The organism is Streptomyces sp. NPDC047049, from assembly GCF_040643995.1.
GTDB lineage: Bacteria > Actinomycetota > Actinomycetes > Streptomycetales > Streptomycetaceae > Streptomyces > Streptomyces mooreae.
In genome coordinates, this window is record NZ_JBEYVM010000001.1 from 389670 (window position 1) to 404293 (window position 14624).

The window sequence follows — 14624 nt, forward strand, 5'->3', positions numbered from 1 at the left end:
CCATGAGCCACCGCACACTACCCCAGCCCCCTCGCCGCACCACGCGCCGGACCGGCGCTCCGTCGCCCGCCACCGCCACCGTGACGAGCGGGCCACCGGCCGCCCACCAGCCGCAGTCCCCTGAGGAACCGCTGTCCGCCGACCATCCGTTGTCCACCGACGAACCGGCGTCCGCCGAAAGGCTGGTGCCCGCCGAAGGGCCGTTGCCCGCCGAAGGGCCGTTGCCCGCCGAAGGGCCGTTGCCCGCCGCCGGGGAACTGCCGTCCGCAGGGAAGCCGCCGCCCGCCGCCGAGCCACTGTCCATCTGGCCCGGGTCCGCCGCGCCGCTCGGCCACGACGACCTCGCGGTGGGCGGCGTCCCCCTCACCGAGATCGCCGACCGCTTCGGCACCCCCGCCTACGTCCTGGACGAAGCCGAGGTACGCCACCGCTGCCGCGCCTACCTCCGGGCCTTCCCGGACGCCGAAGTCTTCTACGCCGCCAAGGCGTTCCTGTGCCGCGCCATGGTCCACTGGGTGCGGGAGGAAGGGCTCGGCCTGGACGTCTGCTCCGCCGGTGAGCTGGAGTTGGCCGTCACCAGTGGGTTTCCGCCCGCGCGGATCGTGCTGCACGGCAACGCCAAGAGCCCGGCCGACCTGCGGGCGGCGCTGCGGCTCGGCGTCGGCCGGATCGTCATCGACAGCACCTCGGAGATCGCCCGGCTGGCCGCCGCGGTCCCCGCGGGCAGCCGGCAGAAGGTGCTGATCCGGGTCGTGCCGGGCATCGCCGCCGGCGGCCACGCCAAGATCCGTACCGGGACCGACGACCAGAAGTTCGGGCTGTCGCTCGCCGACGGCTCCGCACAGCACGCCATCACGCGCGTCCTCAGCCAGCCACGGCTCGAACTGGTCGGCCTGCACTGCCACTTGGGCTCGCAGATCACCACCGTCAAGCCCTATCTCTCGGCCGTGCGCCGGCTGATCGGCCTGCTGGCCCGGATTCAGGAGCAGCACGGCATCACCCTGCCCGAGCTGGATCTCGGGGGCGGCCACGGCGTCGCCTACCGGCCCGGCGAGCCCACGCTCGACCTCGCCTTCCTCGGCGGCCGGCTCCGCGCCGAACTGGCCGGCGGCTGCGCGGCGGCCGGGCTGCCGGTGCCACGGCTCGCCATCGAACCCGGCCGCGCCATCGCGGGCCCGGCCGGTGTCGTCCTCTACCGGGTGCTGTCCGTCAAACGCACCGGTGCGCACACCTTCGTGGCGGTGGACGGCGGGATGAGCGACAACCCGCGGCCCGCGCTGTACGGGGTGCGCTATGCGCCACGGCTGATCGGCCGTCGTACGACCGCCGCACCGGAACCGGTCACCGTGGTCGGACGGCACTGTGAGGCCGGTGATGTGCTCGCCGCCGATGTCCGGCTGCCCGGCGACATCCGCCCCGGCGATCTGCTCGCGGTGCCCGTCGCCGGTGCGTACCACCTCTCGATGGCCTCCGGTTACAACCTCGTCGGCCGGCCACCGGTCATCGCCGTCGCCGAGGGGCACGCCCGCCTTCTTGTAAGGCGCGAGTCCCTCGCGGACATCCAGGAGCGGGACATCGGACTGTGACGCCGGAGGGCCCGCCGGACCGTGCACCCCCGCCTCCCGCGGGCGGCCGGCGGGCCCTCCTGGCTGCCCCTCGCCTCCGTGTATGGTGAATGCATCAGTTGTAGGATGACCGGGCAAGAGGGCGCGTCAGATCAGCTCGGGGCAGATCAGGCTCAGGACAGAGCAGGCTCGGATCTGACCAGCCCCGGACCAGATCGGATTGGATCGGATCAGGCATGGCACTGCAGGCAGCGGGACGGCAATCCCTCGTGGACACCGTCGTCGACACCCTGCGGTCCCAGCTGACGGCCGGGGAGTGGCAGGTGGGGACGCGGATCCCCACGGAGCATGCGCTCGCCGAACAGCTCCAGGTCGGCCGTAACACCGTTCGTGAGGCGGTACGGGTGCTCGTACACGCCGGGATGCTGCGCTCACGGCAGGGCGAAGGCACCTTCGTCGTCTCCACCGCCGACCCGGGCGACGTCATGCGCGGCGTCCAGCGCGCCGGAATCCGCGACGTACTGGAGCTGCGCATCGCCCTGGAGGCGGAAGCGGCCCGGCTGGCCGCGCTCCGCCATCTGCCCGCCGATCTGGAGCGGATGCGAGCGGCCCTGGACGCTCAGGCCGAACTGGCGGACGCGGAGGGACACCCCGATGCCGACAGCCTGGAGCTCTACGCCGATCACGACATCGCCTTCCACAAGGCCGTCGTCGAGGCCGCGCACAACACGGCGCTGACGGCGACCTACGGCTGGTTCAGCAGCTCGGTACGGGAGTCGCTGGTCAACTATCTCGGCGACCGGGCGATGCCGAAGATCGTGCACGGCGATCATGTCGCGGTCCTGGACGCGATCGCGGCGGGCGACCCGGAGGCGGCTCAGCAGGCCCTCCGCGAAGTGCTGGAGAAGCCGAAGCAGGCCCTGGAAAACCTGCTGGCCGGCCGCTGACGCCCTCGCTCACATGGCGATATGCCGATGATCGCCGCCGCGAGTTCTCTTCTCCTTTCCGCCTCCGTCTCCCTCTCCCTCTTGTCCTTTTCTTCTTCTCTTTCGTCTCTTCTCCCTTCCCCGAACGCACACCATCCTTGGCGAGGTACGCACGTATGGCAGGGCACAGGTCCGAAACAACCTTGATCGACGCTGAGGAGGATCTGGTCGCGGCACCGCCGGTGGCCGCGGCCCGCCGGCGTCTACGGGCCCACCCGGCCCTGATCATGGCCGGAATCGTTCTTGCCGCGGTCAATATGCGGGCGGCGCTGGCCGGGGTCTCGCCGTTGCTCGGCGAGATCGGCCGGCACTTCCGGCTGACCGCGACGGCCAGCAGCCTGGTGACGACGATCCCGCTGATCTTCATGGGCCTCGGGTCGATCGTGGCGCCGAAGCTGGCACGCCGCTGGGGCACGGAGGCGGCGCTCTGCGGGGCGCTGGTGGCCCTGTGCGGCGGCATCGTGCTGCGGATCGCCCCGCCGGTGGTCGCGCTGTTCGCCGGGTGTGCCGTGGTCGGTACCTCCATAGCCCTGCTGAATGTGCTGATGCCGGGCCTGATCAAGCGGGACTTCCCGGAACGGGCCGCGGGGATGACGGCGCTGTACTCGACCGCGATGATCCTGGGCGCGACCGTCTCGGCCGCCTCCGCGGTCCCGCTGGAGAGCGCGCTCGGCACCTGGCAGGGTGCGCTGGTCTCCTGGTCGCTGCCGGCCGCCGTCGCCGCGGTCGTCTGGGCCCCGCAGATGCTCATGGCCCGGCGCGGCACCCGGCATGGCGCGGCCGCGGCCACCCCGTCGCACGTCGGCGAGGACGGGCCGAAGCTGAGCCGTTCCTCGCTGGCCTGGCAGGTCACGCTCTTCATGGGATCGCAGTCGCTGATCGCGTACGTGTCCATCGCCTGGATGCCGACGATCTTCACCGACCACGGCATGGGCAAGGGCGAAGCGGGCCTGGTCTTCGCCTTCAGCACGCTGCTGCAGATGGTCGGTTCGTTCGTCGTGCCGATGCTCGCGGGACGGATGCGGCGTCAGCGGCTGCTGGCAGTGGCCGTGTCCGCGCTGATGGCCTGCGGTATCGGCGGACTGCTGCTGGCACCGGTGGCGGGCGCCTGGCTGTGGGCGGCGTTCCTCGGCGTCGGACAGGGCGGTGCGCTGGGCCTGGCCCTGACGATGATGGTGCTGCGCTCGGGTGATGCCCACACGGCTGCCCGCCTCTCCGGTATGGCCCAGACCGGCGGGTACCTTCTGGCGGCCGCCGGCCCCCTCGTCCTGGGGGCCGTCCACCAGGCCACCCACGGCTGGACCGTCCCCCTCGTGCTGCTGATCGGCGTCTGCGCCGGACTGGCCCTGGTGGGCATGGGTGCGGGCCGGGACCAGCGGATCGGAGCACCGGCCGTCCGGTGAGGTGGGCGGGGCGGGAAGGGGAGCAGGGCCGCCCGCCCGTCGGGTTGGTGCGGCGGCCTGGACCTCGTCCCGTTACCGGCCGGGGTGTGGCCGGTGGATGGCGAGCCGGTGAATGATCTCCGCCGTCGGCGGAGATCCGGGGAGCAGCCGCCACGCGCCCCTTCGGTCTCGCCTACCGTGCCCCCATGAGCGAAGTGGAGCGCACCGTTCGCCGGTCAGGACCGCGGATCTCCCGCACCGGCCGGCTCGTCCTCGTAGCGGTGCTGTGTGTGCTGGTCGTCCTTGCCGTTCTGCTGCTGCCGCGGCTGCTGCGGGGGCTGCGGCCCGGGCAGACGCTGACCGTCCCGGAGGGGCAGCGGGCCTCGCAGGTCTACGCGGCCGCCGACAAGGCCCTGCACCGTCCGGCCGGGTCCACCGCGAAGGCCGCCAAGAGCGCGCATCTGGACCTGCCGGCCGAGGCGAAGGGCAACCCCGAGGGCTACCTCTTCCCGGCGACCTATCCCCTCGACTCGGACACCACCCCGGCGTCGCTGCTCCGCTACATGGTCAAAACCGCCAAGCAGCGGCTCACCGCCGACGGCATCGCCTCCTACCGGACGGTGGTCATCGCCAGCATCGTGCAGGCCGAGGCCGACCGACCGGCCGATATGGGCAAGGTCGCCCGGGTCATCGACAACCGGCTTGCGCACCACATGCCGCTGCAGATGGATTCGACGATCAACTACGCGCTGGCCCGCAGCACCCTGCACACCAGCCACGCCGACACCAGGACCAAGAACCCGTACAACACCTACCGGTACCAGGGCCTGCCGCCGACACCGATCGACAATCCCGGGGCGGACGCGCTGAAGGCGGCCGGCGCGCCGCCCGCCGGCGACTGGCTCTACTTCGTCACCGTCAAACCGGGCGACACCCGCTTCACCGCCGACTACCGGGAGCATCTGCGCAACGTCCGGGAGTTCAACGGCCGGCAGGCACGCGCCGGGAGCGGCGGGGGTGGGGACAGTGGCGGGAGCAGCGGCGGGGGGAGTGGCGGGGGCGGGGCTTAGGGGGCACCACCGCGCCTGCAGTTCCCGCCGTGTCCCCGGGATTTCCCGCCACGTCCACAGTCCCTGCCTCGCGCGTCGTCCCTTCCCCCGCGCTCGTCCCTCCCCCGCGCCGCGCCCGGACGTCATTACACCTCGTTCCTCACCCCTCGTCTCTCCTCTTCACTCCTCGCCGGCCAGGGTGAGCGCCTTCAGGCGACGGGCGGCATACCAGGTGGCGACGACCGTGAGGGCCACCAGCAGGCTGATGGCGAGCGGGAGTTGGACGTCAGAGGCGATCGCTCCCTCCGCGGCTGCCTTCTGGCCGACCGCCAGCGCCCACTGCTGGACGCTGAGCGTCTTCGCGCCCGGGACGAGGGTGCCGACCAGCGACTCCCAGACCAGGGCGTAGACCAGGCCGAACACGACGGCGTGCCGGCTGATCGTGCCGAAGAAGAGGAAGAGGGCGCTGTAGGCGACCGACGCGACGGCTGCCGCCACGGCGAATCCCACGGCCATCTGCTGGCTGTTGCCGTTGAGGAGGAAGCCGGCGAGCAGCACGGGGAGGGCGGAGAAGGCGACCGTCACGCCTATCGCGACCAGGAGTTTGGTGAAGATGATCGTCGGCCGGGACACCGGCTTGGCGAGGAGATAGACCACCGAGCCGTCGTCGATCTCCGGGCCGATCGCGCCCGTACCGGCGATGACGCCGATCAGCGGCACCATCGTGCCCAGCGCGAAGGTGCCCAGGATGCCTGCGGCGGTGGAGTCGTCGGCGCCGGTCAGCACCCGGACGGCCACCGAGAGCGCCACCAGCAGGGCAGGCAGCACGAAGAGGACCAGGGCCCGGCGCCGGCCGAGCAGGGCGCGGTAGGTGAGCCGGGCGACGGTCGGGTGGAAGAGCGCGGCCTTGGGCGCGCCGGAGGGCGCGGCGGGGGCCGTCGGAGTGGTCGTGGACATGCGTCAGGGCTCCTTTCAGGGCCTCAGGCCGCTACGAGGTAGGAGAAGACGGATTCCAGCGACTCGTCGGAGGGCGAGACCGTCAGAAGGCGGATGCCGTGGTCGCGGGCGACCCGCGGCAGGAGTTCGGTGAAGCGGCCGAAGTCGACCGCCTGGATGCGCAGCGCGCCTTCGGCGAGGTCCACCTCGATGCCGGCCGTCGAGGGGTCGGCGATCAGCGCACCGGCCAGTGCCCGGTCGTTGTCGGAGCGGACCAGATAGCGGTGCGGGCGGTCCGTCATCAGGCGGCGGATCTTGCGGAAGTCACCGGACGCGGCGTGCCGTCCGGCCACCACCACCTCGATGTGGGAGGCGAGCTGTTCGACCTCTTCGAGGATGTGCGAGGAGAACAGGACCGTCCGGCCCTGGTCGCCCATCTGCCGCAGCAGCTCCATCAGCTGCATCCGCTGGCGGGGGTCCATGCCGTTGAACGGCTCGTCGAGCAGCAGCACGGACGGGTCGTGGACCAGCGCGGAAGCCATCTTCACGCGCTGCCGCATGCCCTTGCTGTACGTCGAGATCTTGCGGTCCTGGGCGTACTCCATCTCGACGGTGGCCAGCGCCCTGGCCGCCTCCGCCCGGCCGAGTCCGTGCAACTCCGCGTTGGCGAGGACGAATTCGCGCCCCGTGAGGAAGTCGTACATCGCCTCGCGCTCCGGGACGATGCCGATGTGGCGGTAGATACCGGCGTTGCGCCAGATCGTGGTCCCGTCGAGGGTGACCGAGCCGTTGGAGGGCGCGAGGAAGCCGCCCATCATGTTGATGAGCGTGGACTTGCCCGCGCCGTTGGGGCCGAGCAGGCCGGTCACGCCGGGGCCGATGGTCATCGTGATGTCGTTGACGGCGACGACGTTGCCGAACCAGCGCGAGACGTGGTCGATGGTGAGAGTGCTCATGGGCGCAGCCCATTCCTTAGGAGGGTGGTGGTCGGGCCGGGGGTGCCGGCCGCCGGGAGCCGGCGGCGCGCGGCGGTCACAGGCCGGCCTTCCGGTAGCGGCGCATCAGCAGGGCGTAGCAGCCGACGATGACGGCCAGGGTGACGAGGAGATAGACGAATCCGGCACCGGTCGACGGCTCCACGCCGTTGGGGAAGGAGCTGGTGCCGCCGAGGAAGGTCGACTGCACACCGTCGATCAGCGTGATGGGGGAGAACAGCCCCAGCCAGCCGACTGCGGCCTCGTTGCCCTGCACGAAGGCGATGCCCTGGACGGCGCTCACCGCACCGTACGGAATGGTGAGGACGGCGATCACGGCGGCGACGCCGAAACCGCGACGGGGTGTGACCGCGGAGACGACCAGGCCGATCCCGGCGAACAGCAGGGAGAGCAGCACCACGGCGACCAGTCCTTGTGCCAGCCCCTTGGTCTGGTCGGCGAAGTCCAGCTCGGCCAGCAGCGCGCCGGCGTAGAGGACCAGCAGCGGGGCGCCGGTGAGGATCAGCAGAGCGCCGGCCATTGCCGCGAACTTCGACGCCACGTAGTCGCTGCGCTCGATGGGGCGGGAGAAGTACAGCGGTATGGACTTGAAGCGCAGGTCACGCGAGACCGACTGCGGGGCCTGGGAGGCCAGGTAGAGGCCGATGACGGCCTGGAGGTAGACCGCGTAGCGGGAGTAGCCGACCGGGAGGCTGCCGGCCTTGGTGACCACCGCCACCGCGACCATGATCGCGGCGGGCAGGCACATCACCGCGAAGAGCAGCATCGGCAGCACCTTGCTCTTGGCCGAGCGGCCCAGACCGTAGGAACCGCGCAGGCTCTGCGAGAAGAGCGACCGCCGGGCGTAGGCACGGCCCAGACGGGGGCCGTCGTAGTGGCGGTAGCCGATGTTGTGGATGTAGGCGCCGCCCGGCGCGGCGGATGCGGACGTCGCGGACGCGGAAGTCGCGGGCGCGGACGTCGTGGGCTCAGGCGACATCGTGGGCGCCTCCGTCCTGGGTGGCATACGGGGCGCTCGGGGCGCCTGCGGTGGCGGGGGTGTCGTGCGCCGCGTCCGCATCGCGGAAGACCTCGGCGATCCGGTGCCGGCGCTGTTCCATCCGGATCAGGCCGAGCCCGAGTCCGGCGACGGTGTCCCGCACCAGGTCGTAGGTCTCCTCTCCGGCCGCCTCGACGTACAGGAGGTGCCCGGCGGAGGCGAGGCTTTCCGAACCGGCGGTGCCGGTGGTGACGGTGGCTCCGGCGGCGGCCAGGGCCGCGCGCAGCGCCGCGGTGCCGTCCGGATGGGCATCGGTGTCCGTGACCTCGACCGCCAGCGAGGCCGTGACCTGTGTGAACTCATCCGTCGAGGAGGAGCGCAGCAGTGCGCCACCGTCGATGACGACGACGTGGTCACAGGTGCGCTCCAGCTCACCGAGGAGGTGAGAGGTCACCAGGACGGAGATTCCGAAGTCGGTGTGCACGCGCCGGATCAGGCCGAGCATCTCGTCCCGCCCGGCCGGGTCGAGGCCGTTGGTGGGCTCGTCGAGGAACACCAGCTGTGGGTCGTGGACCAGCGCCTGGGCCAGTTTCACCCGCTGCTTCATACCTGTGGAGTAGCCGCCGATGGGGCGGTAGCGCTCCTCGTAGAGACCGACGTGGCGCAGGGTGTCCGCGGTGCGCTCACGGGCGGCGGCCGGTGGCAGTCCGGACATCCGGGCCATGTGCACGACGAATTCGGTGGCCGAGACGTCCGGGGGCAGGCAGTCGTGCTCGGGCATATAGCCGACCCGCTCACGGATGGCGCCGCCGTCCTTGGTCACGTCCAGGCCGAGGACGTGCGCGGTCCCTTCGGTGGCCGGGGCCAGTCCGAGAAGGATCTTGATCAGGGTGGACTTGCCGGCACCGTTGGCGCCCACCAGGCCCGTTACGCCGGGGGCGATGTCAAGGGAGAGCCGGTCCAACGCGGTCACCCGCGGGTACCGCTTGCTCAGGCTTTCGGTCACGATCACAGTCACGTCATCGACGGTAGTGGCCCCGGCCACAGCGGTCGTCAGACCAGACGGTGGGATGTGCCTCCCCCTGCGGTATTACGTGCCCGTAGGGGTCTCCTGCTTCGAGTGGTCAGGGCGTCGGGGTGGGGTGCCTACCCGAAGGCCCCCTTGACGCAGCCGTCGGGCATTGTCACATTCGTCGGTGTCAGGTTACGGGCGCGTACCGCGAGGCACCGCTCACGGACGGACGGTTGACGATGGCCTCAGTCACCTCAGTCACCGCGGCCACCTCGGCCACCTCGGGGAGCTCGTCAGGAGCCGGAGAACTCACCGACGGGCTCAGAGCGTTCAGAGAGGTCCGGCGGCTCGCCTGCGCCTGCGCCGAGGCGGCGGCCGCCCAGCTCAGGCCCGGGGCCACCGAGCGGGAAGCGGCGCGGATGCAGCGCGAGTGGCTTCGCGAGCGCGGGGTGCGGGACTGGTTCCCTCTGCCGTTCGCCTGGTTCGGCGACCGCTCGGCCTTCGTCTCCTGGTCGTGACGGACTCCAAGGACCCGCAGGAGAAGGCCTTTCGGCTGGACGACGATCTGCCGCAGGTGCGGCACCGGCAGGAGGAGAAGGCAGCGTGAACACCGAACGAGGTCGGGGAAAGCGACAGCGACCGGGACGGGGGCCGCAGCCCGGGGCCGGAACCGGCGCGGGGCTCGGCGGTGCGGGGCTCGACGGCGCGCGGGAGCGTTGGGTGCGGACCGGTGGCATCGAACTGTGCGTCGCCGAGCTGGGGGACCCGGCACGGCCCACGGTGATGCTGGTGCACGGCTATCCGGACAGCAAAGAGGTGTGGTCCGAGGTCGCCCGCGGCCTGGCCGACCGGTTCCATGTGGTGCTCTACGACGTGCGGGGCTGCGGCCGGTCCACCGCTCCGCAGCCACTGCGCGGCGGCTTCACCCTGGAGAAGCTGACGGACGACTTCCTCGCCGTCGCCGACGCCGTCAGCCCCGACCGCCCGGTTCACCTCGTCGGCCACGACTGGGGCTCGGTCCAGGCCTGGGAGTTCGCCACGGTGCGCCGTACGGAGGGCCGGATCGCCTCCTTCACCTCCATGTCGGGCCCGTCCCTGGACCACTTCGGCCACTGGATCAAGAAGCGCATGGCGCGCCCCACGCCCCGGCGCGCCGCCCAGCTCCTCCACCAGAGCGCCAAGTCCTGGTACGTCTACATGCTGCACACGCCCGTACTGCCCGAACTGGCGTGGAAAGGTCCGCTCGGCAAGCGCTGGCCACAGATCCTGCGGCGCCTGGAGAAGGTGCCGGGCGGTGACTACCCGACCGCTTCCCTGCCGGCCGATGCCGCCCACGGCGCCTGGCTCTACCGTGACAATGTTCTTCCCCGGCTGCGCCGCCCGCGCGCCGACGCCTCTGCGCACTGCCCGGTCCAGCTGATCACCCCGACCGGCGACGCTTTCCTCTCCCAGCGGCTCTACGACGACCTGGAGCAGTGGGTGCCCCAGCTGGTGCGCCGCACCCTCCCCGCCAAACACTGGGTCCCACGTACCCGCCCCGACCAGCTCGTCTCCTGGATCGGTGCGTTCGTCACCGCCAAGGAAGAGGGGAACTTGGCACAGCAGGGCGCGGCATCCGGCCCGCATGCCGACCGGTTCGGCGGTCAGCTGGTGCTGGTGACCGGCGCGGCCGGCGGCATCGGCCGGGCGACGGCGCTCGCCTTCGCCGAGGCCGGCGCGCGGATCGTCGCCGTCGACCGGGATGCCGAGGGCGCGGCGCGGACCGCCGAGTGGTCCCGGCTGGCCGGTGCGCCGGAGGCCTGGGCGGAGGTCGTCGATGTCTCTGACGAGGCGGCGGTGGAAAAGCTCGCCGACAAGGTCGGCGCCGAGTACGGCACCGTCGACGTCCTGGTGAACAACGCAGGCATCGGCATGTCCGGCCCCTTCCTGCAGACCGGCACCCAGGACTGGAAGAAGGTGCTGGACGTGAACCTGTGGGGCGTCATTCATGGCTGCCGGGTTTTCGGCAAGCGGATGGCAGACCGGGGGCAGGGCGGTCACATCGTCAATATCGCCTCGGCTGCCGCCTTCCAGCCGTCGAGGGTGCTGCCCGCCTACAGCACGTCCAAGGCGGCCGTTCTGATGCTCAGCGAGTGCCTGCGTGCCGAACTGGCCGGTCAGGGCATCGGCGTCTCGGCCATCTGTCCCGGGCTGGTCAACACCGGCATCACCGCAACGGCCCGCTTCACCGGTGTCCCGGCCGACGAGGAGAAGCGCCGCCAGGCAAGGGCCTCGCGGATGTACAGGCTGCGCAACTACCCTCCGGAGAGGGTCGCCGACGCCATTCTGCGTGCGGTCGTCCGCAACCAGGCGGTGGTGCCGGTCACCCCCGAAGCCCGCGGCGCCCACCTGATGTCCCGCTTCGCCCCCCGCGCGCTGCGCGCCCTTGCCCGCTTCGAGCCACGGCTGTAAGGCCCGACCCCCGGCCGGCAGCCGGGGCCCGGCCCGGATCCGGCACGTATCCGCAGCCGGGGCTCGGCCGCAGTCCCGGCCTGTGCGCTGCCGTCTCTCGTAAGGAGCACCCCAGTGACCGAGCAGCCGCCGAAGGGCGAATACCGCATCGAGGACCTGGCGCACCTCAGCGGTGCCACGGTCCGCACGATCCGCGCCTATCAGGACCGCGGGCTGCTCCCCCGCCCGGAGCGCCGGGGCCGGGCCAATGTCTACGGCGACACCCATCTGACCCGGCTGCGTCAGATCGCCGATCTGCTCGACCGCGGGTACTCCCTCGCCAGCGTCAAGGAACTCCTGGATGCCTGGGACGCAGGACTCGGCCTCGGTGGGGTCCTGGGCCTGGTCGCCGAGATCAACGGTCCGTGGACCGACGAGGAGGCGTCCCGCGTCAGCCGCCGGGACCTGGACGCCGCCTTCGGGGGCTCCTCCGATGAGGAGGCGATCGCCGAGGCCGTCGAACTCGGCGTCCTGCAAAGGATCCCCGGCGAGGACGGCACGTTCCTCGTCCCCAGCCCGCAGGAACTCGCCGTCGCCGCCGAACTGCACTCCGCCGGCGTCCCGCTTCTGGCGATCACCGGCCAGCTGCGGGAGGTGCGGGCCGAGGTCGAGCACATCGCCTCCCGCTTCCTGGACTTCACCACCGAGCATGTCTTCCAGCCCTTCCTGGACCACCCGCCCACCGAGGCCGGGGCCGCGGAGGCCGCCGCCCTCGTACGCCGGCTGCGCCCGCTGGCCCAGCAGACGATTGACGCCGAACTCGCCCGCGCCATGCGCACCCTGGCCACCGGCTACCTGCGCCATCACCTCAGCGAGGCACTACCGGCAGAGGAGAGCGGGTCCGTCGAGGCGCGGGCCCAGGCGTCGGCAGGGGTGGCCGGCGCCGGGCCGGCCGCGGCCCCTGGTACCGCGCCCGGCCCCGCCATGGCGGCGGAAACGGTGCTGCTCCCCGCCGAAGCCGTGCAGGCGGTGCGGGCGCTGGTGGGCGCGGAGCACACGGCCGCCTTCATCGCCGCCGCCGTACACCGGGAGGTACAGGCCCGCACCATGGACGCCCTGGCGTCGGACGCAAGCGGGACCGCGCCGGGGGACGACGCGGCGGTGCCCACCCGGAGCACCGAACCGGCGCCCCCTGAACGCCACCCAGCATCCGCCCCGGGCCCCACCCGGCCCCGCCGTACGCAGTCTTGAGTTGTCAAGGATCAGATCATGCGCGGCCCAAGTCCCCTCAGGACGCCCGTCAATACCTCAACTGACAGGATCGGGAAGCCAGTTGCCATGGAATCCGTACGGCACCCGCTGCGGCAGATGGACCGTGGCGACGGGGTCGGCGGATATGTCCTCCGTGTCGAGTACGACGAGATCGCTGGTGTCCGTGGAGGCGTCGTAGACATAAGTGATCAGCCAGCCCGGGCCTCCCGGGCGGTCGTCCGCCGGGGCGAAGACGGCCTCGGCCGGAGTGCGCCCCGGGCCGAAGTCATGCCGGACGACCGCACCGCTCTGCAGGTCGTAGCGGAGCAGCGCACCGGGTACCGGGCCGCTGCCCGGCAGCTCGCCGCTGGTGGCATGGCCGAAGCGGGCCGGCAGCCCGGCGAGCCGGTCATCCACCCTGGGGAACTCGCAGAACCGGTCGTCAAGCTGCTCCTCGGCGACCGTGCCCGTGGTGAGGTCAATGGTCCAGCGCCAGAGGTGTGCCGGGGTCCTCCCGCCGAATTCGGCGTAGCGGGACACATACAGAACGATCCGCTGGTCACCCTCGTCATGGGCATTCAGGGCGTGGAAGACGTAGCAAGGGTCGATGGGCAGCCAGCGGACCTCGCCATAGGGATCGTCACGCCGCAGCACCCCGAGCCGGGCGCCGTACTCCGGATCCCAGGAAAACGGCATGCCGGGGCGGCTGCGGTCGAAGACGACCGGGAGGTCCATGAAGATGACATGGCCGGCGGTCAGATGGAAGTCGTGCATCATCGTGTGCCCCGGAACATCGATGGGGCGGCTGATCACCAACTCCCCTGACGCATCGGCACGGTGGTAGGTGAGATAGGGCGGCGTGGGACCGCCGTATCCAAAGAAGTGCAGCTCGCCGGTGGTGGGGCACGTTTTGGGATGGGCGGTCATGCTGGTGGTGAGCCGGCCCCCGAAGTCATGGGCGCCGAGAGTCTCCAGCTCATGGCCGGGGCGGCAGTCGATCTCGTACGGCAAGGACGACTCGACCAGGGCGAGAGTGCGTCCGGCATGCCGGACGATATGGGTGTTGGCCACGCCCGCCGCCAGGTCGCGGCGGCCCTGCGCGTCCACCGTGGCTTCGCCTTCGAAGGTGGAGGTGCGGACCCAGCGGTTGCGGTAGGAGACGGCCCGGCCGCCCTCCAGGCGCAGGCCGTGGACCATGCCGTCGCCGAAGAACCAGTGCGCAGAGGCGGCGTCCCTCGGGTTGGGGCCGTTCCGCAGGAACCAGCCGGTGAGCTCGGGCGGGATCGTGCCCGTGACCGGGAGGTCGTAGGCGGTCACTTCGTCCTTCACCGGGGCGAAGTTGCCGGCCATGTGGGGTGCGGGAGCGGTCGATGCGGTTGCGGTGGTCGGGGGTGTGGTGGTCATACGGCCAGGCCTCCTTGGGTGTCGGCCCGCACGCCGGAGTTCTCCATGAAGCGGGCGCGGGCCCGCTCCGGGTAGGCGGCGGTGAAGCGGATGGGAAGGACGAATCCGGCGACCTGGAGAACGATCGAGACGAGGACGTTCCAGGCTTGAAGAGAGGCGAGGGTCTGGGCGATCGCGGTGAGCGTGAAGGAGAGCGCCCACGCGGCTGTGAGCACGACGTTGATGCGGCGGAACAGCGGGGTGTGCCAGACCTCGGGCGGGGCCATCCGTCGCGCGATCCCCATCGTGAAGGGCCTCCGCACGGCGATCGACACCCAGGCGATGAGAGCCAGCCAGCCCTGCGACAAGGCACTGCCGTACATCTTGAGTCCGCTGTCGGGACGGGCGAAGGCCAGCACACTGAGACCCGCGAAGAACAGGATCGTGCCGTACTCCAGCAGCCGGTAGTCGAGCGAAAGGCCCGCGGCGCGGTCGGCGATGAGCAGCGCCACGGCTATCAGCAGACCGGCGAGCGCACCCCACTGCCAGCCGGCGGCGGCCACCCCCGCGAAGACCAGCCACGGAATGAAGCTCCGCAGGTAGTTCATGATTCCCCCTCTTCCTGCACGGCCGCGTGCCTCGACGCCGGGGCGGAG

12 protein-coding genes and 1 pseudogene are annotated in these 14624 nt (G+C 71.3%); 7 read left to right on the top strand and 6 right to left on the bottom strand.

Translation table 11 applies throughout. The features are described from left to right. Positions 1-2 precede the first annotated feature (2 nt). The 4 genes from lysA (at position 3) to mltG (ending at position 5003) form a co-directional block, all read left to right on the top strand. Positions 3-1586, top strand: coding sequence for a diaminopimelate decarboxylase (gene lysA / locus ABZ851_RS01870; RefSeq protein ID WP_361120721.1), 1584 nt, complete (start codon positions 3-5; stop codon positions 1584-1586). Positions 1587-1801: 215 nt separating this feature from the next. Further along, positions 1802-2512 carry a FadR/GntR family transcriptional regulator gene (locus tag ABZ851_RS01875; RefSeq protein WP_361120724.1) on the top strand — a complete coding sequence of 237 codons (711 nt, stop codon included), beginning with the start codon at positions 1802-1804 and terminating at the stop codon, positions 2510-2512. 155 nt (positions 2513-2667) lie between these two features. Beyond that, a complete protein-coding gene (locus ABZ851_RS01880; protein ID WP_361120727.1) occupies positions 2668-3954 on the top strand; it encodes an MFS transporter in 1287 nt (428 codons plus the stop codon). A 185-nt stretch (positions 3955-4139) separates the two neighbouring features. Beyond that, positions 4140-5003 (top strand): endolytic transglycosylase MltG, encoded by an 864-nt coding sequence (gene mltG / locus ABZ851_RS01885; RefSeq protein ID WP_361120730.1) that lies wholly within the window; start codon positions 4140-4142, stop codon positions 5001-5003. A gap of 159 nt (positions 5004-5162) precedes the next feature. Here the strand turns inward: mltG and ABZ851_RS01890 are convergent, their stop codons facing one another. The 4 genes from ABZ851_RS01890 to ABZ851_RS01905 all read right to left on the bottom strand — a co-directional run bounded on the left by ABZ851_RS01890 (position 5163) and on the right by ABZ851_RS01905 (position 8937). After that, positions 5163-5939, bottom strand: coding sequence for an ABC transporter permease subunit (locus ABZ851_RS01890; RefSeq protein WP_361120733.1), 777 nt, complete (start codon positions 5937-5939; stop codon positions 5163-5165). Positions 5940-5962: 23 nt separating this feature from the next. Next, the gene (locus ABZ851_RS01895; RefSeq protein WP_088798904.1) at positions 5963-6874 is read right to left on the bottom strand and encodes an ABC transporter ATP-binding protein; all 912 of its coding nucleotides are present in this window, start codon (positions 6872-6874) and stop codon (positions 5963-5965) included. 76 nt (positions 6875-6950) lie between these two features. After that, on the bottom strand, positions 6951-7892 hold the full coding sequence (locus ABZ851_RS01900) for an ABC transporter permease subunit (RefSeq protein WP_361120736.1): 942 nt from the start codon (positions 7890-7892) through the stop codon (positions 6951-6953). Then, complete coding sequence (locus ABZ851_RS01905) at positions 7882-8937, bottom strand: ABC transporter ATP-binding protein (RefSeq protein ID WP_361120739.1); 1056 nt, start codon at positions 8935-8937, stop codon at positions 7882-7884. Before ABZ851_RS01905 ends, ABZ851_RS01900 begins: the two co-directional genes overlap by 11 nt. A 206-nt stretch (positions 8938-9143) precedes the next feature. Here ABZ851_RS01905 and ABZ851_RS01910 point away from each other — a divergent pair. The 3 genes and pseudogenes from ABZ851_RS01910 to ABZ851_RS01920 form a co-directional block, all read left to right on the top strand. Next, a pseudogene (locus ABZ851_RS01910) lies at positions 9144-9407 on the top strand (M24 family metallopeptidase); the annotation flags it as partial. Between the two features lie 217 nt (positions 9408-9624). Beyond that, positions 9625-11355: an SDR family oxidoreductase gene (locus ABZ851_RS01915; protein WP_361121768.1), complete on the top strand. Its 1731-nt coding sequence runs from the start codon at positions 9625-9627 to the stop codon at positions 11353-11355. Positions 11356-11469: 114 nt separating this feature from the next. Continuing rightward, entirely contained in the window at positions 11470-12585 is a 1116-nt protein-coding gene (locus tag ABZ851_RS01920; RefSeq protein ID WP_361120742.1) for a MerR family transcriptional regulator, read from the top strand. 57 nt (positions 12586-12642) lie between these two features. On the opposite strand, the gene ABZ851_RS01925 is transcribed toward ABZ851_RS01920, so the two are convergent. After that, entirely contained in the window at positions 12643-13989 is a 1347-nt protein-coding gene (locus ABZ851_RS01925; protein ID WP_361120745.1) for a carotenoid oxygenase family protein, read from the bottom strand. Continuing rightward, on the bottom strand, positions 13986-14576 hold the full coding sequence (locus tag ABZ851_RS01930) for a hypothetical protein (RefSeq protein ID WP_361120748.1): 591 nt from the start codon (positions 14574-14576) through the stop codon (positions 13986-13988). The genes ABZ851_RS01925 and ABZ851_RS01930 overlap by 4 nt, the downstream gene beginning before the upstream one ends. Between the last annotated feature and the right edge of the window lie 48 nt (positions 14577-14624).